Below are 21,997 nucleotides of genomic sequence, written 5' to 3' on the forward strand. Positions count from 1 at the left end.
AGATTCCCCGCTGCTTCAGATCCTTGGCTGCTCAGATCCGGGGCCGGAGAGCCCAGCGTCGCATCTTGAGGGCCGCGTGGAGTTCCAGGCGGGGCATCCCCTTCAGCGGATCCACGCCCAGTAACTGGCGGATCCGGCCCAGCCGGTTGTAAATGCTGCTGCGGTGCAGGTGGAGTTTCGCAGCCACGTCCTGGACGGAACCGTCATTGTCGTACAGCAGTTCCAGGACCGGGATCAGTTCGCCGTTGCGGTCGTGGTCCTCAAGAGTGCGGAAGTACACAGACCCGGAGTCAGCCCACGTGCCTGCCCCTCCCCCGGCGGAGGCCAGTAGCTGATAGACACCGGTGGACCGGCAGTCCACCAGTTCCCCAAGCTGCGGGTCGACCGCAGCAGCCTGCGCGGCAAGCTTGGATTGCCGGTAGGCTTCGGCGAGCTCCCGCGGCCGGGCAAACCCTTCACTGATCCCCAGGATGATGCGGTGGACCGGCCGCCCGGACCGCTTGGCCAGCTCAAGCTGGTAGTGGACCAGGACTTGGGCGTGGTTCGCGCGGCCCGAGGACTCGCGGAACAGCACCACGGAGTGGGTCTCCGTCCCGGCGCTAAAGAGGGCAGCATCAACACCCACCGTTGCCTGAAGCGCTGCCGAGCGGTGGATCAGGGTTGAGGCGATGGGGTCCGGACCACCCGCCCATCCATCGGCGTCGAGCACTGTGACCATCTGCCACGGCCCGCGGCCCTGCACCTCTTTCCACCCTGCCACGGCCGCCACCGCATTTGCTTCCCCGGCACAGGCCGACAGGAATTCCCGCTCACGCCCCCGCCGGAATTCGGATTCGGCGGTGTTCGAATCAAGCAGGAGCCCGGAGAGCATCTCCACTTCATTGGCAACTCGCGGCAACTGGGTGAGGATCGCCGTCGGGCTCTCTTCTACGGAGTCCTGCTGCACCCAGAGATAACCCACGCGGAAACCGCGGACCATCAGCGGGACACAGACCCGGCCCAGCATGCCAAGGCGGGGGTTTGCGGGAACCACCACGGGGCGGACGGCAGTGGCGATTCCGTGGGACAGCTGCCAGGCGCTGACATCGGCCGGTACCTTCTTGCTGAGCAGGAAGTTTACGCGGACACGGTCGGCGTGGGACTGGTTGGAGCTGTAAGCGAGCAGCACGCCGTCCAGGTCCTCCAGGGACAAGCCCCGGCCAAGCTTCTCGGCCACCTGCTCGACCAATTGCTCCACGCCCTGCTGCATGGCCCAACACTACTGCTTTTCCGCTGGCACCAACGAACGGACAAGAGGCGACACCTGACGCCCGTGCGGTGAACAATTGTCGATGGGTTCGTGGGAAAATCCGCGGAATGGCGCGGGTTGCCATTTGCCCGTCCCCGGCCCTCCGTGTCGGCTGGCTCACAACGGATTTATCGTGGAAACACAGAATCTTTCCGCACTTTCCGGCTTACCAGCCGAGAACCTGGAGCCCACGATGATCATCGGTGTCCCCAAAGAAATCAAGAACAACGAATTCCGGGTGGCCATCACCGCCGCCGGCGTCCACGAATTCCGCACCCACGGACACACCGTGCTGGTGGAACGCGGTGCAGGGCTGGGCTCCGGCATCACTGACGAGGAGTACGCCATTGCCGGCGCCGAGATCGTCAATGATGCCGACGACGTCTGGGCACGTGCGGACATGGTGATGAAGGTCAAGGAACCCATCAAGGCCGAGTACCACCGCTTCCGCAAGGGCCTGATCCTCTTTACCTACCTCCACCTCGCCGCCGAGCCGGAACTCACCCGCGAACTCATCAACTCCGGCGTCACCGCTATCGCGTACGAAACGGTCCAGGAAGGCCGCACCCTGCCGCTGCTGGCCCCCATGTCCGAGGTTGCCGGCCGGCTCTCCGTTCAGGTGGGCGCCGCATCCCTGATGGCCCCCGCGGGCGGCAAGGGCGTGCTGCTGGGCGGCGTACCCGGCGTCCGGCCAGCCAAGGTGGTTGTCCTGGGTGCCGGCGTTGCCGGAACCAACGCAGCCGCCATGGCTCTTGGCCTGGGCGCAGACGTCACCATCATGGACATCAACATCAACCGCCTGCGCGAGCTGGACGCCCAGTACCAGGGTCGGCTCAAAACGGTGGCATCGAACTCCTACGAGATCGAAAAGTCCGTGGTGGACGCCGACCTGGTGATCGGCTCCGTCCTCATCCCCGGCGCCAAGGCCCCCAAGCTGGTAACCAACGAACTGGTGGCCCGCATGAAGCCCGGCTCAGTCCTGGTGGATATCGCGGTTGACCAGGGCGGCTGTTTCGAGGACACCCGCCCCACCACGCACCAGGAACCCACGTACAAGGTCCATAACACCATTTTCTACTGCGTGGCCAACATGCCCGGCGCCGTCCCCAACACGTCCACCTATGCCCTGACCAACGTGACGCTGCGGTACGCCGTGTCGCTGGCCAACCTCGGCGTCAAGGCCGCCTTTGACCGCGATCCTGCCCTGGCCGCGGGCCTCAACATCGCCGCAGGCCACGTGGCCCACCACTCCGTGTCCCAGGCGCACGACCTGCCCCTCGTAGCGGACTGGCACGAACTGGTCACGGCTTAACTCCGCACAGAAGCCACTTCGCGTGCTTTTTGAATAATCTTGAGGACCTCGACGGCGTCTGCCGGGTCTACCGGGAGCGGCAGCTTTGAGGCCGTTCCGCCGTCGAGGATTTTCTCCGCCAGGAGCCGGTAGAACTCGGGGTAGGCGCCCCGCTCGGTGGGGAGGGCGTCCAGGTGGCCATCGCGGCCCAGGAGCCCTGCCCACTCCGGCGCCTCCTCGCCGTACTCCGCATCCAGGGGGCTGCCGCCCGCAACGATGTAGGGCTCCTGCGGGTCCACGCCGTTTTTGGTGAAGCCGCCCACGGAACCCAGCACGCGGAACCGGGGGCCCTGCTGCGCACAGAGCATGTTCATCGTGAGGTGGCTCAGTACCCCGGTGTCGTGCCGCAGGACGAGGAAGACGTCGTCATCCGCGCGCTCGTCCGCCCGCCGCGCCTTGAGCTCTGCATGGACCACAGCCGCGGGACCGAACAGCAGGAGCGCCTGGTCGATCAGGTGACTGCCAAGGTCAAACAGGACGCCGCCCCCGTCCGCGGCGGTGGCGTGCGCCTTCCAGGCTTTGGCAATCGCGGGGGACCAGCGCTCGAACCGCGACTCGAACCTGGTGACTTTCCCCACGGCATCGGCCGCCAGGAGTCTCCGGAGCGTCAGGAAGTCGCCGTCCCACCGCCTGTTCTGGAAGACCGTCAGCACCCGCCCGAGTTCTTGGGCAAGGGCAATAAGCTCCTGCCCTTCCTCGCTGGTCACCGCGAAAGGCTTGTCCACCACCACGTCCAGGCCGGCCTCCAACGCTGCCTTGGCGAGCGGGTAATGCGTGGCCGGCGGGGTGCCCAGGACCACGAGGTCAAGGCCGGCAGCACGCTCGAGGACAGCATCGGCGTCGTGCACTGTCCTCACGCCGGGGTAGCGGGCAGTGGCTGCCTTCTGCCGCTCCACATTGGATGTGGCGATGACGTCCAGCGAGTAGCGCCCGTCCGTCCCGATCAAGGGCGCGTGAAAGACGCTGCCGGACAGGCCGTAGCCGACGACGGCCGTGCGGATGGTGCGTGGGGCGGCGGAGTCCATAGGGCTACGGTACTCCCGCACGGGTCCGCCGGTCCCCCGAGGTACGAAAGGTGAGAGAGCGTTCGGGAAAAAGCCGCGGTAGGTGAGAGAGCGTTCCGCAAAGGGGAGCCGGGCGGGGCACGGCGAAGGCCGGCACCCCTGAGCTCCAGGAGATGCCAGCCTCACCGTATTGCCGTATTCAGTTGCTCTTCAGCTGGGCTGCGCTGTTACTTCTTTACCCAGCCGAGGGTGGTCCAGTCCGGAACCTGGGAAAGGCTCTGGAACAGGGACGGACCGTAGTTGGCCAGGCCGGTGCGGACGAAGGAGATCTGCGGGCCGTTGAAGACTACGCCCATGGAGTAGTACTTGGCCATGTGCTCCTTTTCAACTTCCATTGCCGCCTTGTTGCGCTCGGCGTTGTCCTCAATGGACGCCAGATCGGCGATCTTCTTGTCCAGCTCGGCATCGCCCAGCTGGTTTTCGTTGGTCTTGGAGTCGTAGTACTGCTTGACGGCGGACGTGGCGTCCGCGCCTACGGTGTAGCCCGAGATGCTCAAGTCGAATTCACGCGAGCCCAGGACCTTGCCGAAGTCGGCCGAGGCCCGCTGGTCAATACCAACATCCATGCCACCGGCCTGGAGCTGCTTCTGCAGGGTCTGCGCGACGGCCAGCGTCGTTTGGTCGTCGCCGAAGTTGCTGATCTTGAACGCGGCGGGCTTGCCGTCCTTCTCCATGATGCCGTTGGCGTTGGCGGTGTAGCCGGCATCGGTGAGCACCTTCTTGGCGGCCTCCGCACCCGTTTCCTTCACGGGGTAGTTGTCCTGGTAGTACTCGGAGAAGGGCAACAGCATCATGGAGCCGGAGCTGGGCTCCTCCCAGTTCAGTCCGTTGAACCGCACCTTGCGGAGGGCCTCACGGTCCACTGCGGCGAAGATCGCCTTGCGGACGGCCACGTCAGTGATGCGCTGGGCGTTGAGATTCAAGCCGCCGGCGAACAGGCGCTGGCCGCGCCGGACCTCTGAGTTTTTGGTGCCGTCCAACTGCTTGTACAGGGAGACGGTGTTGGCGGACATCGCGTCGATCTCGCCGTTCTTGAAGGCAGCGATCTGGGCGCTGGTCTCAAGCTGGCGGAACACCACGCTTTCCAGGACCGGCTTGTTGCCCCACCACTTCTCGTTCGGCACCAGGGTCACCGTCTTGGCTGCGGTATCGTACTGGTCCAGCTTGAACGGGCCTGCCATCCACTCCGGGTGCATTTCGCCGTTGAAGCCCTCGTTGAAGATCTGCGGGGTGTTGACGGCGGGGTGGATCAGGCCGAAGAACAGGTCCTCCAGCGGGTACACCGGCTGGCTGGTCTTGACGATGACTTGCTTGTCGCTGCTGCCGGCCTCAACTGATTCAACGAACTCGTAGGCACCGGACGTGACAATGTCGTAGCCGGCATCGGGGCTCTTCAGGATGTTCCAGGTGTTCTGGAAGGCCTTGACGTCGATGGGGGTGCCGTCGTTGTAGGTGGCCTTCTCGTTGACCTTGATGGTGATGGTCTGCTTGCCGTCCTCAACTTCGTTCGTGACCTCCTCGCAGAAGTCCTTGTTCGGCGTGGCCTTGCCAATGAAGTCGACCTTCCAGCAGCCGCCGATGCCGCCGCTGTTTACAGCGACCGGGTTCATGGGAATCTGCAGCGCCGAGTTGTCGGCGCTGTTGCCGTTGTTCGAGAAGCCGTTGAAGTCCGGCCCGATGTTGCCCAGCGGCAGGGTGACCTTGCCGCCCTGTTCAAGATCTGCGGCGGGCTTTTCGTTAATGCTGATGAGCTTGGACAGGTCGCTGCCTGCCTCCTGTCCCTTCGCCGTTTCCGGCCCCGTGGCCCCGCCACCGCCGCCGCCGCAGGCAGTCAGCGCCAGAGCAGCAGCAATGGCCGCCGCTCCGCCGATCTTGTTCAGTTTCCTCATGGTGATCCCTTCGTTATTGCAGGTGGTGATGCTGGTGATGGGTCGAAAAAACTTAAGGTGCATGGTGGTCCGGTTCGTGGACTACCAGCATGTCCTCATCCAGTTCCCCGTCGGGGAAGAAACAGGCGAAGCGCTGGTCCAGGGCCGGCACTGGCTGGGCGGTGAGGGCCTGGGCCGCTGCCGAGGGCGCCACCGGTTCCAGCGGGGGCTCCAGGGTGAGGCACTTTTCCTGTTTCGCAGGCGGCAGGGCCGCGAAGACGGGGCACCTGGTGGCGAAGTTGCAGCCCTTGGGGGCGTCCAGCGGGGAGGGCAGGTCACCGCGCAGGATGATCCGCTCCCTGGTCCGCTCCACCTGCGGGTCCGGTACCGGGATGGCCGAGAGCAGGGCCCGGGTGTAGGGGTGGCGGGGGTTGTCGAACACCCGGTCCACCTCACCGATCTCCACAATCTTGCCCAGGTACATAACAGCCACACGGTTGGAGATGTGCCGGACCACCGAAAGGTCGTGGGCCACCAGCAGGTAGCTGAGGCCCAGCTCGGCACGGAGCTTGTCCAGGAGGTTGATCACCCCGGCCTGGACGGAAACATCGAGCGCGGAGACGGGTTCGTCCAGGACCACCAGCTTCGGATTCACGGCCAGGGCACGGGCAATGCCGACGCGCTGGCGCTGTCCGCCGGAAAACTGGTTGGGGAACCGGTTGACGTGGTCCGGTTGAAGGCCCACCAGCTTCATCAGTTCCATAATGCGCTTCCTGATGGCCTGCTTGTCCATCCCGGCGTTCTGGAGCGGCTCGGCGAGCACCTCGTAGACCGTGAACCGTGGATCCAGCGCGCCGGTAGGATCCTGGAAGACCATCTGCATTTCGCGGCGCATGGCACCTTTGGTCCGGGCATCGGCAGCCTGTTTGTTGCTGATGCCGCCAATCGTCACCTCGCCATCCTGGTCCTTGTGGAACTCCATGATCTCCAGCAAGGTGGTGGTCTTTCCGGAACCGGACTCGCCCACGATCGAGAAGCACTCACCCTCGCGGATGTCGAAGCTGACACCGTCCACGGCCTTGACGGTGCCGATCCGGCGCTTCAGCAGGGCACCCTTGGTCAGCGGGAAGTGCTTGCGCACGTCCTTGAGCTGCAGGACCGTAGAGCGTTCCGCCCGCGGAATGGCATCGAAGCGCGATACCGCCACCGGCGGAGCCGAGAAAACGTCGTGGACGTCGACGTCGCCGCCCAGGGACCCGGACTTGATGCAGGCGGCGCGGTGAAGGGCACTCCCCGGTACAGCCGCCAACGCCGGCTCGCCCTCGAGGCACGCCTCGCTTGCCAGGGGACAGCGGGGCGCGAACGAACAGCCAGTGGGCGTATGGATCAGGTTGGGCGGTATGCCCTCAATGGGGACGAGGGAAGACTTCTCCGCTACGTCGACGCGCGGCACGGCGCCAAGGAGTCCCATGGTGTAAGGCATCCGCGGGTTGTAGTAGATGTCATCCACCGCGCCGGTCTCCACCGGTTTGCCGGCGTACATCACCATGATGTCGTCTGCCATCCCAGCCACCACGCCCAGGTCGTGCGTGATCATCACGACGGCGGCGCCCGTCTCCTCCTGGGCGGTATGCAGCACCTCCAGGACCTGCGCCTGGATGGTGACGTCCAGGGCCGTCGTCGGCTCATCAGCGATGAGGACGCGCGGGTTGTTCGCGATCGCGATGGCGATCATCACCCGCTGGCGCATGCCGCCCGAGAACTCATGCGGAAAGGCCTTCAGCCTGTCCTTGGGGCTCGGAATGCCCACCATGGCCAGGAGTTCGACGGCGCGGGCTTCTTTTGCCTGCCTGCTCATCGTGGGGTTGTGGATGGTGAGTGCTTCCACGATCTGGGTGCCCACGGTGTACACCGGCGTCAGGGAAGACAGCGGGTCCTGGAAGACCATGGCCAGTTCGTTGCCGCGGTACTCGCACATGGCTTTGTCGCTGAGGCCCAGCAACTCCTTGCCTTTGAGCCGGACGGACCCGGTAATTTCCGCCGTGGTGGGGAGGAGGCCCATGATGGCCAAGGACGTCACGGATTTGCCGGAGCCAGATTCGCCCACGATGCCCAGTGTCTTCCCGGGCAGGAGGTCAAAATCAACGCCCCGGACTGCGTGGACTACGCCGTTCTCGGTGTTGAAGCGGACGTTCAGGTCCCGGACGGACAGGACGGCGTCCGTGGCGGCGTGCAGGCCGGCGACGTGCAGCCGTTCCACTGTTGACTGGGGCTGTTCCGCGGGCCCGGCGGCAATTTCGCTGCTCATGAGGACTTCCCCCTAAGACGGGTTTTCAGGGCACCGCGTTTTTTGGCGCTGCCGCTTGAGCTGGAGCTCGGGTCGAAGGCGTCGCGCAGTCCGTCGTTCATCATGGCCAGCGAACCTGTGAGCAGGAACATCACGGTCAGCGGCACCCAGAACATCCAGGGAAAGGTCTGTACCTGGGATGTGGCGCCGCCAATAAGCACGCCCAGGCTGACGTCCGGAACTTTGATGCCGATGCCGATGAACGAGAAGGCCACCTCCGCGAGGATGGCGCCGGTGACGCCTCGGGTGATGTCCAGCACCAGCAGGGAGCCGATGTTGGGAACCAGGTGCCGCCAGACGATCCGGCGCGGTGGGACGCCCATGTACTGGGCGGCTTTGACGTAGTCCCGCTGCATCAGGGACATGGACAGCGACCGGATCAGCCGGGCCGTGCCCATCCAGCTGAAGACCAGCAGCACGATGATCAGCAGCAACCAGGAGGGCAGGTTCCGCCTCAGGCCTTCCCCTCCGCCGCTGGTGGCTACCGCAACCACCAGCAGCGCGGGCATCATGATGAGCGCTTCAAGGATGAAGAGCATCACCTTGTCCACTTTGCCGCCGAAGTAGGCCATGGTGCACCCGTAGACGGCGGCAATGAGGACAGAGACAAGCCCCACGATCAGGCCGATCAGGATGGAGATCCTGGTGCCTTCGACCGTCATGGCGTAGAGGTCGATGCCTGCCTGGGACGTTCCAAGGTAGTGCTCGGCCGAGGGAGGCATCCCGATGTTGAAGGGATCGATGGTCTCCTTGTCCCAAGTGGTGAAATAGCCACCGACGAAGGAGAAGACGGTCAGGGCCAGGAAGATGGCAAGGCCCGTCACGGCCGTCTTGTTGCGCATAAAGCGGCGGAAGATGATGGTGTTCTTGCCGATGATGACATCGGCGTTTTCCAGGTGCGCGTCCTGCGCGACAGCGGCCGGGTCGACGGCGTTGAGGTTGGTCATGGCTACTGCACCCGCACTCTCGGGTCAACGAGGGTGGTGGCGAAGTCCGCCAGGATGGCCCCCAGGGCGAAAATAACGGAACCGTAAGCCAGTGTGGCGGTGGCGGCGTTGACATCCTGGAGCGAGATGGCGTCGATGCTCCAGGACCCGACACCGGGCCAGGCGAAGATCTTCTCCGCAAAGAAGCCGCCGGCAAAGATGGCCGGAATGGTGAAGGCGATGCTTTGGGCCACGGGAATGAACGAGACCCGCAGTGCGTGCCGGGAGATCGCCTGGTTCCGGGTCAGCCCCTTGGCGCGCGCGGTCCGGACAAAGTCGGCGTTCACGTTGTCCAGGAGGTACTGACGCTGCGCAATCTGGTAGGAACCCCAACCCACCAGCGTGATGGCGATGGTCGGAACCGCGTAATGCGCGAGCATGTCCACGAACTGCGCCCACCCCGGCTCAATCCCGGGTGTGGAGATGCCCGTGACAAAGAAGATGCGCTCCCCCACGGTTTCGTTGATGTTGATGGCGCCCAGCTGCACCAGGAAGTATGCGATCGGGGCTGGCACGATGTAGGCGAGGTAGCTGTAGGACGTGATGGCGCGGTCCTGGAACTTGTACTGGCGCGCTGCCGAATAGACCCCGAGTGCCACCCCGATGACGAGCGTCAGAATGATGGACGCCAGGAAGAGCCGGGTGGAGATCCACACCCGGTCCCCGAACTCGGCGTTGATGAAAGCGCCGTTGGGGCTGCGTCCCCAGTCCCAGCGGGTAACGATGGCGGTCAGCCATTCCACGTAACGCTCCCACGGGCTCAGGTCCGGATCCAGGCCCTTGAGGCGCATCGAGTTTGCCACCTGCTCAGGGGTGGGCCGGGGGATCCGTTCCTGCTCAAGCAGCGCGGGCTTGAGGGAGCTGACCGCCAGGAAGTATCCCGCCGAGGTGGTCAGGAAGATCATCAAAACGTACGTGATGCCGCGCTTGGCGAGGTACCGGAGCATGGCGCTGGCTCAGCTTCGCCGCCGGCAGCTGGATGGACCCCGCGGTGTCAGCAGGCGGGCCAGGCTGTTGGGCATATCAACAATCACGTGCTGGATCCTTCCGTTATCCCCGGATCAGCGGGGGTTGTGCCGCATCATCGGGTCCTCTGCCAGCGGATAGCTGGGCACCCGCAGCCTTTGCAGGCCTAGCCCTTGTGGACTATGTCACGGGTCACATTCCAGAGGAAACTATCACAAGCCGCCCCCCAAAAAGGGCTGGTTGCGGGCAAACCCCCATGCCCGTATCAGATCGTTATGAATAATTTTGTAAATTGAAGTGACGGCCGGTAAGAACATGACCGGCGAAGCTTAAGCGGCGGTGACAATCCTTGTGACAAGCTCCCTCCACGAGTCATTGAGCCGGTCCGGATCCACTCCATGCACCCGGACCAAATTGAGGAGCCGGTCCGGTGCCAGCGTGGCACCCAGGGAGCGCGCCATCAGCCATGGGTCTGCTGCGAACCCCTCCTCCCTGAGCAGCACCTCGACATGGCGGTGCCACAGGGCAGCAGCGGGAACTTCAAATCGGCCCCGGGAGGAGTTCTCCGCAGCGAGCGCCAGGTCACCGAACTCCATCACGTAGGCAATCCGTTCCACGCCGAAAGCAATAAGGCGTTCCAAGCCACGCGCACCTGGGCCCAGGGGCGGCGGCCCGAACATAAAGCGCGCCTGAAAGGCGGCCTCCGATTCGCTCAGGAGAGTGAGCATGAGTCCGGCCCGGCTGCCGAACCGACGGAAAACAGTCCCTTTGCCCACCCCGGCGTGCTCCGCGAGGCGGTCCATCGTCAGCGCTTCTGCCCCGCATTCACCGATCAGGTCGCGGGCTGCCTCGAGCAGTCGCTCCCGGTTCCGTGCGGCATCGCTGCGTTCCACCGCCTCGCCCGGTGACAGCCCGGGGCTCATTGGGATGAAGCTCACACTCCACATTCTAGACCCGGGGAATAAGAAACGGACCGCAGTCCGTTTAGATGGGCGAAGGCACGAAAAGCCTCAGCTGTTACCCGGCCGGCGGCCCCTCCCGCCGCCCCTACCCCAGGAGTTCCCATGACCAAGAACACCGTACTCACCCTCGTCGGCAGCCTCCGCGCCGAGTCCACCAACCAGAAGTTGGCCGAAGCGATCCAGCTGAACGCGCCGGAGCAGGTGGACGTCGTTATCCACGAAAACCTGGGCAACATTCCGTTCTACAACGAAGACATTGACGTCGAAGGCCAGGTTCCCCCCGCTGCTGCCGCCCTGCGCGCCGCAGCGAACGACGCCGACACCCTCCTCCTCGTCACCCCGGAGCACAACGGCACGGTGCCGGCAGCACTGAAGAATGCCATCGACTGGCTGTCCCGCCCGTTCGGTGCCGGCGCCCTCGCCGGTAAGCCCACCGCCGTCGTCGGCACCGCGTTCGGCCAGTATGGCGGCGTCTGGGCCCAGGACGAGGCCCGCAAGGCAGCAGGAATTGCCGGCGCCCAGGTCCTCGAGGACGTCAAGCTCGCAGTGCCGGGTTCCATGGTGCGCTTCGCTGAAATCCACCCGAAGGACGACGCAGAGGTCGTGGAGCAGATCAAGGGCGTGTTTGATGCCCTCGCAGCTTCCCAGCCTGCCGCATAACGAACCTTCTGCGGTGCCCGGTGCAACATAGCGCCGGGCACCGCTGCGTTTAATCCTTCCTACTTGTAAAGCGCCGGACGTCCGGCTACGCGGCGTCCCTCCATACTCTGGCCGCACTATTCAATCGTTGCTAGCGTGACGGAATGACCCCCTCGAAGACCCCGGCTGAGATCCTGGATATCGGCGGCGCGGAAGTGCGCGTCTCAAGCCCGGACAAAGTGGTGTTCCCCGGGCCCGGGCTCACGAAGCTGGACCTGGTGCGGTACTACCTCTCGGTTGCGGATGGTGCCCTGCGCGGCGCCGGCGGGCGGCCCATGGTGCTCAAGCGCTTCCCGAAGGGCATCGACGCCGAACCGTTCTTCCAAAAGCGCGTGCCCGAGAACCACCCTGGCTTCATTGACACCGCCACTCTTCATTACGCGTCCGGCACGTCGGCCGAGGAGGCTGTGATCCGGGATGCCGCAGGACTGGCGTGGGTAGTGAATCTCGGCTGCCTCGACCTCAATCCACACCCCGTGCGGGCAGAAGACCTCGAACACCCCGATGAGCTTCGGGTGGACCTCGATCCAATGCCGGGCGTGGTCTGGTCGCAGATCGTGGACGTCGCCTATGTGGCACGGGAGGTACTCGACGACATGGGACTGGTGGGCTGGCCCAAAACAAGCGGCTCCCGCGGCCTCCACATCCTGGTGCGCATCGCGCCGCACTGGTCCTACCGCGACGTGCGGCTCGCAGCCGAGACCCTGGCCCGCGAAGTCGAAAACCGCGCCCCCGGCCTCGCTACCGCCCGGTGGTGGAAGGAGGAGCGCGGCGAGAGCGTGTTCGTCGACTTCAACCAGAACGCCAAGGACCGCACAGTGGCGTCCGCATATTCAGTGCGGCCCCTCCCCGACGCGCGGGTCTCAACACCGCTGTCCTGGGACGAGGTGCGCTCCGCCCGTCCCGAGCAGTTCACGGTGCGCACCGTACCCGGGCGCTTCGCGGACATCGGCGACCCCCATGCAGGGATCGACCATGCCGTAGGCAAACTCGATGGACTCCTCGCACTGGCGGCCGAGTTGGGCCCTGCGGAGAAAGCGCCACGGAGCGGTGACGGTTCCGGCCGCCGGCAGTCGGTGATGCCCCTGATCGAGGTGGCCCGCACCAAAACCAAACCGGAAGCCCTCGCAGCGCTCGACGAATGGAAGTCCCGGCATCCGGACCTCGTCCCCGCCCTGCACCCTGCGGATGTCCTGGTGGACGGGATGCGCGGATCGAGTTCGCTCTGGTACCGCGTACGGGTGAACCTGCAGCACATCCCCGATTCCGAACGGCCGGCGCAGGAGGAACTCATTGCCGACTACGATCCCTGGGCGGGCAGGGAGTGGCCGGGGCGCCCGGCATCCTGACCCTGGCACTGCCGCGCGTGGGTTTTCGGGTGCCGTGACCAACTCTTGTCCCAACCGGTACCTCGCGGACATTCTCTGCCGGACAGGCCAGCCGTAACGTTAATCCACGGACGTACCGGGACGGGATTGCGGTGCAGGGATGGCAAGAAAGCGGATTTCTGGAAGGCGGATGGCGGGTGCACGGGCCGTGATGGCGGCATCAGCGCTGGCGCTTCCGCTGTGGGCCGCCGGCTGTGTCAGCCCGCCCCCTCAACAAACACCGCCGCCTTCCTCTGCGCCCCTCGTCGACGCCGGCCCCACCCCCGGTCCGGCGACCGCGCCTAGCGTACCCGCTCCCGAGCAGCAGTCTCCGCCGCCGGAGGGAACAGCCGGGGAGACGCAGGGCAGTGCCCCCACCCTGCCCGCCAGGACTGCCCCGGGCGGCACGCCCGAGGCTTCACCCGCGCCGGAAGTTCCGCCGCTGGAGGACCCCGCCTCACCTGAGCCGCTTCCCTCGGGCAGCGCCGCGGCCCCGCAAAAGGTGACTGCCTACTACGTGCTCCTGGACGACGGCGGAAGCAACGGCGTGCGGTTCGGCTGCAATGACAGTCTGGTGGGAATAGCCCACACCACGTCCGCCGAAGAGGATCCGCTTCCCGCTGCCGTTCGGGCACTGCTGAATTCGCCGGCCGACGCAGGCGGGCCACGGGGGTCAACGGACGTCTACAACGCTCTCCTGGGCTCGGACCTGAAGTTCCTTTCAGGAAGCTTCGACGGCACCACCGTCACGGTGTACCTTGCGGGCAGGCTCAGCATGGGAGGCGTCTGCGACCTTCCGCGGGTGGAAGCCCAGCTGACGCAGACAGCCGTGTCTGCCGTAGGCGCCATCAGGGCCGAGATCTATATCAACGGGCGAAGCCTGGCCGAGGCCTTGCGGCAGGACTGAACCCACCGCCCGGGCCCTCCGGGAATCAACGGGTGTTGCCTATTCAGCAACAACCGGCTGTATCCTGATTCATGTGAGCCACGAGACACTCGACGCCGCAGCACAGACGCTGCCTGCCGAAGCCATTGATGCCATCGAGCGGGCGGCAACGTCCGCCCACCGCCATGAGGAACTCTTCTCAGAGCGCGCCGCCAATATCCGCCAGTCCGCCGTCCGGGACGTCTTCGATATCTCCCTGCGCCCCGGGCTGGTCTCCCTCGCCGGAGGAAGTCCGTACCTGCAGTCCCTCCCCCTTGACCGGCTGGCCGCCACTGCCGCATCCATCATTGCCGAGGACGGCCTGGCAGCCCTCCAGTACGGCAGCGGCCAAGGCACCGAAGAGCTGCGAGCCCAGATCTGCGAAGTGATGGCCGCCGAGGGCATCCTCGACGCCCTGCCCCGGAACGTAGTGATCACCGCAGGGTCGCAGTCCGCCCAGGACGTGGCCACCAAAGTCTTCTGCAACCCGGGGGACGTGGTGCTCGTGGAAGACCCCACCTATGTGGGCGCGCTGAATACCTTTGAGGCGTACCAGGTCCAGGTGGAAACGGTGGAGATGGACGGGGAAGGCCTCGTTCCGGAGCTCCTTGAGGCGAAGATCGCCGCACTGCAGCTCGCGGGCAAGAGCGTGAAGTTCCTGTACACCATTCCAAACTTCAACAATCCTTCCGGAATTACCCTCGCCCGGGACCGCCGGCAGAAGATCGTGGACATATGCCGCAACGCGAATATCCTCGTCCTCGAAGACAACCCCTACGGACTCCTGCGCTTTGACGGAGAACCGCTGCCGCCCCTGCGCGCCGATAACCCTGCCGACGTGATCTATATGGGCTCGTTTTCCAAGATCTTCGCCCCCGGACTCCGCATCGGTTGGGCACTGGTGCCCGAACACCTGCAGCGCCGGTACTACCTGGCGGCCGAAGCTGTAACCCTGTGCCCACCCGCCCTCAACCAGATGCTGGTGTCCGCCTATCTGCGCGACTACGACTGGCGGGGCCAAATCGAAACGTACCGTGGACTGTATGCGGAGCGGTGCCGCGCAATGCTCGCGGCCCTTGAAGCGCACATGCCCGCCGGGACAAGCTGGACCAGCCCGGAGGGCGGGTTCTTCGTCTGGGTCACCCTGCCCGAAGGGGTGGACACCTACCCGCTGCTGCACAAGGCAATCGACGCCGGAGTGGTGTTTATCCCCGGCGCCGCCTTCACGCCGTCGGACGAGCCGTCCAACAAGCTGCGCCTGGCCTTCAGCGCGGTTCCGCCAGAGGCCATCACGGAGGGCGTGCGCCGGCTGGCGCCGGTACTGCGGGAAGCCATCGACGGACTGTAGCCTTGGGCTCACTGGCTTATGCCGCATTAACCAAGCAAAGGAGCAACACATGAGCGGAATCATCGTTGTAGGGGTTGACGGCAGCGGTACAGCCAAGAAGGCAGCGGAGTCCGCCCGGGACCTCGCCGCAGCACTGGGTGCCTCGCTTCACGTCGTCTCAGCCTTCGACAGCGACCGCACCGAGGTCTTCGGCAGCGGCAGCGACCAGTGGATCGTCTCCGACGCCGACGCCGCCGAGCATGTGGCCCGCACCGTCGCGGAATCCCTGGGCCGGGACATCAAGGTGACCTACTCCGCTGCCCGCGGCCGCCCGGCCGACGCCCTCATCAAGGAGGCGCTGCGGATGGAAGCCCGCATTATCGTGGTCGGAAACCGCAGGATGCAGGGCATTGGGCGGGTCCTCGGGAGCGTGGCGAACAGCGTTGCCCACAACGCTCCGTGCGACGTTTACATCGCCAACACCTACGACGCCGACTAGAAGTTACCGCGCACACTCCCCATGGTGGTTAAGGTCGCTATGGGGAGTGTCTGTTCTCACGCCCGATACACCACTGAGCCCCTGGGCGCAACGATAAAATTGGATAAGCCCCCAATGGAGCGGACACCCAGCATCCACGATTATCAAGGGGCTCCATTGATCACTCTCCAGCGCCGCCAGCTTGTAGGCCACGACATCCTCCTGGCCCGCCACGGTAACCACATCTGTTCCATGCGCATCGACCGCGGCAACGGCAGGGTGGTGGCGCTGCTGGACGACGGAACCGTGGACAGCGCACCGAACCTGATCGCCCCGGATCTTCAGCTTCCTGAGACCGTGGCCAGCGTGCTCCGTGAAGACTGGAAGCTACTGACCGCGCTGGGCGCGGCAGGTGCCGTACTCAGCGGTTTGATGATTGCAGCGGCCGTTTCCCTCGGGACGGTGGTGGATCCCTCCACCGTCGAAATGCTCTCGGTCTACTCCACGTACTGATGTACGCGGTGGGCTAAGGCACCATCCAGCCCTGCAGGACCCACCAGATACCGGCCATCACCATCCCGCCGAAAAGTGAACCGGCAACTACCTGCGCCAGGGTGTGGGCTCGCAGCACCACCCTTGACCAGCCCACAGCCGGGATAAGCAGCAGCAACGGAAGCCACTGGGCTCCGAGCATCAGCACGGCAATCACTGCTGAAGACGAGATGGCGGCGGCGTGCCCGCTGATCTTCCAGAACGGGCTGACGCCCGCCAGCACAACCACCCCGGCCACCACTGCCAGGACCATGGCCACCACGCTCTGCGGGGCTCCCGCCACAGACAGCACCAGCAGCCCGGCAATAATCGACGCCAGCGCCATCAGCAGGGCGGGCGCCCGCTGTTTGCGGTCGCTGACGTGGTGATCCGTAACTTTGCCCAGCCTCACCAGGACCAGCAGCAGGAACAGCGGGATCACGCAGACGAACAGCGCCGCCAGGGCGCCGTAGGCCATCGTTCCGGGAAAGCCGGCCTGCGTCAGGGGGCTGACCAACAACTGCACGCTGACCACCACTGGCGGCTGCAACACCTCCGTGATCCACCTGGCTGCCCTGTTTTTGGCACGGATACGATCGGCGTTAACGATCACTGCTGTCAGTTCCTAGTCCAGCAGCAACGCCGGTTCCTCCAGGATGGCGGCGACGTCGGCCATAAAGCGGGCGGACAGGTCGCCGTCCACCACGCGGTGATCGAACGAACCGCCTAGGGTGGTGATCCAGCGGGGAATCACTTCACCGTCCAGGACCCAGGGCTTCTGCTTGATGGTTCCGAAGGCAACGATCGCCACCTCGCCCGGGTTGATGATGGGCGTCCCCGTGTCGATGCCCAGAGCCCCGATGTTGGTGATGGTCAGCGTCCCGCCCTGCATTTCCGCTGGCTGGGTCTTGCCGGCCCTGGCGGTGGTGGCCAGGTTGTTCAGGGCCAGCGCCAGATCCTTCAGGGATAGGTCCTGGGCGTTTTTGATGTTCGGCACCATCAGGCCGCGCGGGGTGGCCGCCGCGATTCCCAGGTTCATGTAGTGCTTGACCTGGATCTCGGCGCTGCCTTCGCCGTTGTCCACCCAGGTGGCGTTGACGCTGGGGTTCCGGGCAGCTGCCCAGATCACGGCCTTGGCGAGGATGAGCAGCGGCGATACCCGGATGCCCTCGAAGTCACGCGAGGCCTTGAGCCTCTTGACGAACTCCATGGTGCGGCTGGCATCCACATCCACGAAGATGCTCACGTGCGGTGCCGAGAACGCCGAGTCCACCATTGCCTTCGCCGTGGCCTTGCGGACGCCCTTGACGGGGATCCGCTCCACCCGCTGGTCCTGCGGCTTTCCTGCTTTGCCCCAAAAGCCGTCAGCCTTGTCCAGCTCGGCATCCCGCTGGGCCTGGTAACTGACCAGGTCCTCGCGCGTCACCTCACCGCGCGAGCCGGTGGCCACCACGTCTGCCAGGTCGATGCCAAGGTCACGGGCAATCTTTCGGACCGGGGGCTTGGCCAGGACCTTGTTCACCAGGCCTGTGAGGGTGCCGCCAAAGGTTGGACGGTTGTCGACGGCGCCGCCGCTGGTGTGGGTTGGGGCCGCCTTGGCAGCGCCCGCTGCACCCTTCTCCGGCCCGGCCGTCACGGCAGCAGGGGTATGGGGCTGGACCGGCTCCACTTCCGGGGCGTTAGCCGTGACGGCGCCCGCTGCGCCACCGGCGGTTGAGACCGTCGAAACCCGCGGACGGCGCTTGACGGCGTCCGCCTTGGGCCCGGAACCCACCAGCGGACCGCTTGCCAAGGCACTTTCCGACGGGTCGCCGTCGGACGCCGGAAGCGTGCCGTAAAGCGGCTGCACGGGCGTCCCGGGAGCACGGACGTCAGCCGGTGTGGGATCACCGGCCACCTCGCTGCTGACGCTGATGATGGCGGTGCCGACGTCAATGGTGACCCCTTCGGGGACCAGCAGTTCGCTGACGGTGCCGGCAAACGGCGAGGGCAGTTCCACAATCGACTTGGCCGTCTCGATCTCGCAGAGGACATCGTTGATGGCGACGGCGTCGCCGGGCTTGACCTTCCAGGAGACGATTTCCGCCTCGGTAAGGCCCTCGCCGACGTCAGGCAGGTTGAACGTATTGAGAGTCATGGTGTCCTCGGTTCGGGAAGCCCGGCTGCTGTTGGACGGAAGCGGGGCGGAAAGGATGCGGCGGCTCAGTAGGGCTCAGTAGGAGAGGGCGCGGTCCAGCGCCTCGAGGATACGGTCGATGTCCGGAAGGTAGTCTTCCTCCACCTTGGCAACGGGATAAGGCATGTGGAAGCCGCCCACGCGGATCACGGGCGCTTCCAGGGAATGGAACGCCCGCTCACTGATCCGGGCAGCGATTTCACCGCCGATTCCGCCAAAGGTGGGTGCCTCGTGGGCAACAATAAGCCGTCCGGTCTTTTTCACCGAGGCAGTGACGGTATCGAAGTCAAGGGGCGAGATGGAGCGCAGGTCAATGACCTCAACACTGCGTCCATCCTCCTCAGCCGCATTCGCCGCAGCAAGCGCCACGGGCACCAGCGGTCCGTATGCCAAGATGGTGGCGTCCGTCCCGGCCCGGAGAACATGGGCCTTGAAGGGGTCGGCCGCCAGGCCGGGGGCCTCGACGTCGACCTCTCCCTTGAGCCAGTAGCGGCGTTTGGGCTCGAAAATGATCACCGGGTCCTGGCAGTCAACCGCCTGCTGGATCATCCAGTAGGCGTCGTGCGGGTTGGACGGAGTGATGATCCGCAGGCCCGCAGTGTGGGCGAAGAGCGCTTCGGGAGATTCCGAGTGGTGCTCCACGGAGCCGATGCCCCCGCCGTAGGGGATGCGGATGACCACGGGAACGGTGAGGTTGCCGTTGCTGCGGGCGTGCATCTTGGCCAGCTGGGTGGTGATCTGGTTGAAGCCCGGGAAAACGAATCCGTCGAACTGGATTTCACAGACCGGGGTGTAGCCGCGCAGTGCCAGGCCGATGGCCGTGCCGATGATGCCGGATTCGGCCAGCGGGGTGTCCACGACGCGGTCCGGGCCGAACTCGCCGATCAGCCCGTCGGTCACGCGGTACACGCCGCCCAGGGCGCCGATGTCTTCACCCATCAGCAGCGACTTGGGGTTGTCGGTTAGTGCTGTGCGAAGGCCCTCGTTGATGGCCTTGGCGATGGTCATGGTGGTCATCAGTGGCCTGCCTCTTGGGATGCCTGCGCTGCTACTGCCTGCCGGGCGGCTTCTTCTTCAGTTGCAAAGCCCGCTGAGTACTCCTCGAACCAGGCCAGTTCCTCTGCCACCAGCGGGTGGGCTTCCACGTAGGTGTTGGCGAAGGCGGAGCGGATATCCGGAGTTTCCAGGTCATGGGTGGTGCGCCGGACGTAGGCTGCAAGCTCGTCGCCGTCGGCCTTTACCTTGGCAAAAAACGATTCGTCGGCCAGGCCTTCGGAGCGCAGGTACTTTTCCAGGCGCATCAGCGGATCCTTGGCGCGCCAGGCGTCCTCCTCCGCCGACTCACGGTACTTGGTGGGGTCGTCCGCCGTCGTGTGTGCACCAACCCTGTAGGTGAAGGCCTCGATCAGGACGGGGCCCTTGCCCTGGCGTGCGTGCTCCAGGGCCCACTCGGTGACGGCGTGCACGGCAATGACGTCGTTGCCGTCCACCCGGATGCCGGGGAAGCCATAGCCCTTCGCCCGGTTGGACAACGGCACCCGCGTTTGCACGTTCGTGGGGACGGAGATGGCCCAGTGGTTGTTCTGGCAGAAGAAAACCACCGGCGCGTTGTAGGAGGAGGCGAAGACCATGGACTCGTGGACGTCACCCTCGGAGCTGGCACCGTCGCCGAAGTAGGCGATCACCGCGGCGGCCGGGGCGGCCGCGCCGTTGTCCTGACCGTCGGAGTGGACAACCGCGGCACCGGCGGCAGCGAGCTTCTGGTCCCGTTGAATGCCCATGGCGTAGCCCACCGCGTGGAGCGTCTGGGCCGCAAGAACCAGGGTGTAGAGGTGGAAGTTGGTGTCCTTCGGGTTCCAACCTCCGTTGGAGACGCCGCGGAACTGGCGCAGCAGCTCGGCCAGGTCCACATTGCGGGTCCAGGCCACGCCATGCTCGCGGTACGTGGGAAAGATGTAGTCCTGCGGCTGGCTGGCCCGGCCCGAACCGATCTGGGCGGCTTCCTGGCCGGTCAACGGAACCCAGAGCGCCAACTGCCCCTGGCGCTGCAAGGCCGTGGCTTCGACGTCGAACCTGCGGATTGCGGCCATGTCCGCGTAGAGCCCGCGGAGCTTCTCCGGGGTCAGTTTCTGGGCATACCCGGAAAAAACGGGATCAAAACCCAGTTTCCCGTCAGAACCGAGGAGCTGGACCATCTGCGCCGGAGGCTCTCCCATCACGGCTTCGGCATCAGCTTCACGCTGATCGTCTACAGCTGTTCCGTCGAACTCGGTGGCAGGCAGATGTGTGCCCATACCGTCTCCTTGCTTGCCGCATCCGGATGCAATGCAATGTCGCTGGGATATATGCTCCAAAAGGAATGGATTCCCCCTGTGGCATATATAATGGCTTACTGATCCTAACTTTATCTTCAGTAAGTAGCCGCGGAGCTACTTGTTAAGTGCTAGGAACCGCGCGGGGCCTTTGTATAGTTCGCACACAGGGCAAGAAAACGCGTATTGGCTTCTTCCTCCCCGATGCTGACGCGGACGCCTTCGCCCGCAAAGGCCCTCACGGACAGGGCCTGCGTGGCAGCAAGTTCGGCAAACCCGGTGCTGTCAGCGCCAAGCTCCAGCCAGACGAAGTTTCCCTGGGCCTCTGGAACATTCCAGCCGAGGCTCCGCAGGCCTGCCGTGACGCGTTGCCGTTCGTCAACCAGTCTTTGTACCCTCTCTACAACTTGAGGGTAATTCTGCAGCGAAACAATTGCGGCAGTTTCTGCAATCTGCGACACGGCGAAGGGTGTGGCTGCGACCCGTAGGTGTTGCGTCAGCACAGGATTGGAGACACTGTAGCCCACCCGGAGGCCGGCAAGCCCGTGTGCCTTTGAGAAGGTCCGGAGCACAATAACGTTGGGGTACTTGCGGTACAGCGCGATCCCATCCACGGCATCCGCCGCCCGTACAAACTCCTGGTATGCCTCGTCAATCACCACCACCACGCCAGACGGGACAGAGCGGATAAACGCCTCTGTTTCGGCCGCAGCCAGGGCAGGACCGGTGGGATTGTTGGGGGTGCACAGGAGGATCACCTTGGTGCGGGCCGTGACTGCCGCTGCCATGGCCTTGAGGTCGTGGCGGCCGCCGGCAGCCAGCGGAACCGGAACGCCTTCCGCGCCGGAGAGGCCAACACTGATGGGGTAGGCCTCGAAGGAGCGCCAGGCGTAGATGACTTCGTCCGGCTTGCCGTCGTCGTTCCGCCCCGCGAACGCGGCCAGGAGCTGGTTCAGGGCGCCGAGGCTGCCGGCGCCAGTGACGATGTCATCGGCGGGAACATCAAGGAACGCGGCGAGCTCTGTGCGGAGCCTGCTGCTCAGCGGATCAGGGTAGCGGTTGAAGTCCGTCTGCCGTGCAATCGCCTCGATCACCGCCGGAATCGGGGGCAAGGGGTTTTCGTTCGAAGACAGCTTGAAACTGGTCAGTCCGTCCACGGTGACGGGAGGTTTGCCGGCGGCGTAGCGGGGCAGCTTTGCCACCACAGGGCGCGGCTGGATGCCCCCGGCGAGGGTATCTGATGAAGTCATGCAAACCAGCCTACTTCTCCAGCCACGGGACGGAAGGCGGCATGGACGGGTCTGCCCGGCTGCCGTTGTAAAACGGGCAGCCGGACGGGCCGCCAACCGC

The 21,997-nt window shown here is 65.0% G+C and carries 19 protein-coding genes; 7 read left to right on the plus strand and 12 right to left on the minus strand.

From position 1 onward, the window contains the following. Positions 1–31: 31 nt before the first annotated feature. Positions 32–1,249, minus strand: coding sequence for a PucR family transcriptional regulator (locus M1D32_RS19370; protein ID WP_458780220.1), 1,218 nt, complete (start codon positions 1,247–1,249; stop codon positions 32–34). A 232-nt stretch (positions 1,250–1,481) separates the two neighbouring features. Between M1D32_RS19370 and ald the strand changes: the two genes are divergently transcribed. Beyond that, positions 1,482–2,600 (plus strand): alanine dehydrogenase, encoded by a 1,119-nt coding sequence (gene ald / locus M1D32_RS19375; RefSeq protein WP_458782238.1) that lies wholly within the window; start codon positions 1,482–1,484, stop codon positions 2,598–2,600. Here ald and M1D32_RS19380 read toward each other — a convergent pair. The 6 genes from M1D32_RS19380 to M1D32_RS19405 all read right to left on the minus strand — a co-directional run bounded on the left by M1D32_RS19380 (position 2,597) and on the right by M1D32_RS19405 (position 10,808). Next, positions 2,597–3,664, minus strand: a complete 1,068-nt coding sequence (locus tag M1D32_RS19380; RefSeq protein ID WP_458780221.1) for a Gfo/Idh/MocA family protein — start codon at positions 3,662–3,664, stop codon at positions 2,597–2,599. The two genes, ald and M1D32_RS19380, sit on opposite strands and share 4 nt — an antisense overlap. Before the next feature lie 206 nt (positions 3,665–3,870). Beyond that, on the minus strand, positions 3,871–5,592 hold the full coding sequence (locus M1D32_RS19385; protein ID WP_458780222.1) for an ABC transporter family substrate-binding protein: 1,722 nt from the start codon (positions 5,590–5,592) through the stop codon (positions 3,871–3,873). 52 nt (positions 5,593–5,644) lie between these two features. Continuing rightward, positions 5,645–7,879 carry an ABC transporter ATP-binding protein gene (locus M1D32_RS19390; RefSeq protein WP_458780223.1) on the minus strand — a complete coding sequence of 745 codons (2,235 nt, stop codon included), beginning with the start codon at positions 7,877–7,879 and terminating at the stop codon, positions 5,645–5,647. Further along, positions 7,876–8,865, minus strand: coding sequence for an ABC transporter permease (locus M1D32_RS19395; RefSeq protein WP_458780224.1), 990 nt, complete (start codon positions 8,863–8,865; stop codon positions 7,876–7,878). The genes M1D32_RS19390 and M1D32_RS19395 overlap by 4 nt, the downstream gene beginning before the upstream one ends. Positions 8,866–8,867: 2 nt before the next feature. Then, a complete protein-coding gene (locus M1D32_RS19400) occupies positions 8,868–9,851 on the minus strand; it encodes an ABC transporter permease (RefSeq protein ID WP_458780225.1) in 984 nt (327 codons plus the stop codon). A 348-nt stretch (positions 9,852–10,199) separates the two neighbouring features. Then, positions 10,200–10,808, minus strand: a complete 609-nt coding sequence (locus M1D32_RS19405) for a TetR/AcrR family transcriptional regulator (RefSeq protein ID WP_458780226.1) — start codon at positions 10,806–10,808, stop codon at positions 10,200–10,202. A gap of 126 nt (positions 10,809–10,934) precedes the next feature. Between M1D32_RS19405 and M1D32_RS19410 the strand changes: the two genes are divergently transcribed. The 6 genes from M1D32_RS19410 (at position 10,935) to M1D32_RS19435 (ending at position 16,141) form a co-directional block, all read left to right on the plus strand. After that, a complete protein-coding gene (locus M1D32_RS19410) occupies positions 10,935–11,492 on the plus strand; it encodes an NAD(P)H-dependent oxidoreductase (RefSeq protein WP_458780227.1) in 558 nt (185 codons plus the stop codon). A gap of 143 nt (positions 11,493–11,635) precedes the next feature. Then, on the plus strand, positions 11,636–12,880 hold the full coding sequence (gene ligD, locus M1D32_RS19415; RefSeq protein WP_458780228.1) for a non-homologous end-joining DNA ligase: 1,245 nt from the start codon (positions 11,636–11,638) through the stop codon (positions 12,878–12,880). Positions 12,881–13,049: 169 nt separating this feature from the next. Further along, a complete protein-coding gene (locus M1D32_RS19420) occupies positions 13,050–13,805 on the plus strand; it encodes a GerMN domain-containing protein (protein WP_458780229.1) in 756 nt (251 codons plus the stop codon). A gap of 73 nt (positions 13,806–13,878) precedes the next feature. Next, positions 13,879–15,171, plus strand: coding sequence for an aminotransferase-like domain-containing protein (locus M1D32_RS19425; protein WP_458780230.1), 1,293 nt, complete (start codon positions 13,879–13,881; stop codon positions 15,169–15,171). A 49-nt stretch (positions 15,172–15,220) separates the two neighbouring features. Then, positions 15,221–15,649: a universal stress protein gene (locus tag M1D32_RS19430; RefSeq protein WP_091419548.1), complete on the plus strand. Its 429-nt coding sequence runs from the start codon at positions 15,221–15,223 to the stop codon at positions 15,647–15,649. A 156-nt stretch (positions 15,650–15,805) separates the two neighbouring features. After that, a complete protein-coding gene (locus tag M1D32_RS19435) occupies positions 15,806–16,141 on the plus strand; it encodes a hypothetical protein (RefSeq protein ID WP_458780231.1) in 336 nt (111 codons plus the stop codon). A gap of 13 nt (positions 16,142–16,154) precedes the next feature. On the opposite strand, the gene M1D32_RS19440 is transcribed toward M1D32_RS19435, so the two are convergent. From M1D32_RS19440 to M1D32_RS19460, 5 genes are all read right to left on the minus strand, one after another. Further along, positions 16,155–16,772, minus strand: coding sequence for a phosphatase PAP2 family protein (locus M1D32_RS19440; protein ID WP_458780232.1), 618 nt, complete (start codon positions 16,770–16,772; stop codon positions 16,155–16,157). A gap of 12 nt (positions 16,773–16,784) precedes the next feature. After that, positions 16,785–18,296, minus strand: a complete 1,512-nt coding sequence (locus M1D32_RS19445) for a dihydrolipoamide acetyltransferase family protein (RefSeq protein WP_458780233.1) — start codon at positions 18,294–18,296, stop codon at positions 16,785–16,787. A gap of 75 nt (positions 18,297–18,371) precedes the next feature. Beyond that, positions 18,372–19,352 carry an alpha-ketoacid dehydrogenase subunit beta gene (locus M1D32_RS19450; RefSeq protein ID WP_458780234.1) on the minus strand — a complete coding sequence of 327 codons (981 nt, stop codon included), beginning with the start codon at positions 19,350–19,352 and terminating at the stop codon, positions 18,372–18,374. Further along, the gene (pdhA, locus tag M1D32_RS19455) at positions 19,352–20,629 is read right to left on the minus strand and encodes a pyruvate dehydrogenase (acetyl-transferring) E1 component subunit alpha (protein WP_458780235.1); all 1,278 of its coding nucleotides are present in this window, start codon (positions 20,627–20,629) and stop codon (positions 19,352–19,354) included. Before pdhA ends, M1D32_RS19450 begins: the two co-directional genes overlap by 1 nt. A 149-nt stretch (positions 20,630–20,778) precedes the next feature. Next, positions 20,779–21,897 carry a histidinol-phosphate transaminase gene (locus tag M1D32_RS19460; RefSeq protein WP_458780236.1) on the minus strand — a complete coding sequence of 373 codons (1,119 nt, stop codon included), beginning with the start codon at positions 21,895–21,897 and terminating at the stop codon, positions 20,779–20,781. Between the last annotated feature and the right edge of the window lie 100 nt (positions 21,898–21,997).

This window comes from Arthrobacter sp. D3-16 (assembly GCF_054408515.1).

Coding starts and splice junctions, on each gene's coding strand:
- M1D32_RS19395 (WP_458780224.1), bottom strand. CDS start 8,865: ATGACCAACCTCAACGCCGTCGACCCGGCCGCTGTCGCGCAGGACGCG.
- M1D32_RS19380 (WP_458780221.1), bottom strand. CDS start 3,664: ATGGACTCCGCCGCCCCACGCACCATCCGCACGGCCGTCGTCGGCTAC.
- ald (WP_458782238.1), top strand. CDS start 1,482: ATGATCATCGGTGTCCCCAAAGAAATCAAGAACAACGAATTCCGGGTG.
- M1D32_RS19445 (WP_458780233.1), bottom strand. CDS start 18,296: ATGACTCTCAATACGTTCAACCTGCCTGACGTCGGCGAGGGCCTTACC.
- M1D32_RS19400 (WP_458780225.1), bottom strand. CDS start 9,851: ATGCTCCGGTACCTCGCCAAGCGCGGCATCACGTACGTTTTGATGATC.
- M1D32_RS19390 (WP_458780223.1), bottom strand. CDS start 7,879: ATGAGCAGCGAAATTGCCGCCGGGCCCGCGGAACAGCCCCAGTCAACA.
- M1D32_RS19460 (WP_458780236.1), bottom strand. CDS start 21,897: ATGACTTCATCAGATACCCTCGCCGGGGGCATCCAGCCGCGCCCTGTG.
- M1D32_RS19450 (WP_458780234.1), bottom strand. CDS start 19,352: ATGACCACCATGACCATCGCCAAGGCCATCAACGAGGGCCTTCGCACA.
- M1D32_RS19420 (WP_458780229.1), top strand. CDS start 13,050: ATGGCGGGTGCACGGGCCGTGATGGCGGCATCAGCGCTGGCGCTTCCG.
- pdhA (WP_458780235.1), bottom strand. CDS start 20,629: ATGGGCACACATCTGCCTGCCACCGAGTTCGACGGAACAGCTGTAGAC.
- M1D32_RS19410 (WP_458780227.1), top strand. CDS start 10,935: ATGACCAAGAACACCGTACTCACCCTCGTCGGCAGCCTCCGCGCCGAG.
- M1D32_RS19370 (WP_458780220.1), bottom strand. CDS start 1,249: ATGCAGCAGGGCGTGGAGCAATTGGTCGAGCAGGTGGCCGAGAAGCTT.
- M1D32_RS19385 (WP_458780222.1), bottom strand. CDS start 5,592: ATGAGGAAACTGAACAAGATCGGCGGAGCGGCGGCCATTGCTGCTGCT.
- M1D32_RS19430 (WP_091419548.1), top strand. CDS start 15,221: ATGAGCGGAATCATCGTTGTAGGGGTTGACGGCAGCGGTACAGCCAAG.
- ligD (WP_458780228.1), top strand. CDS start 11,636: ATGACCCCCTCGAAGACCCCGGCTGAGATCCTGGATATCGGCGGCGCG.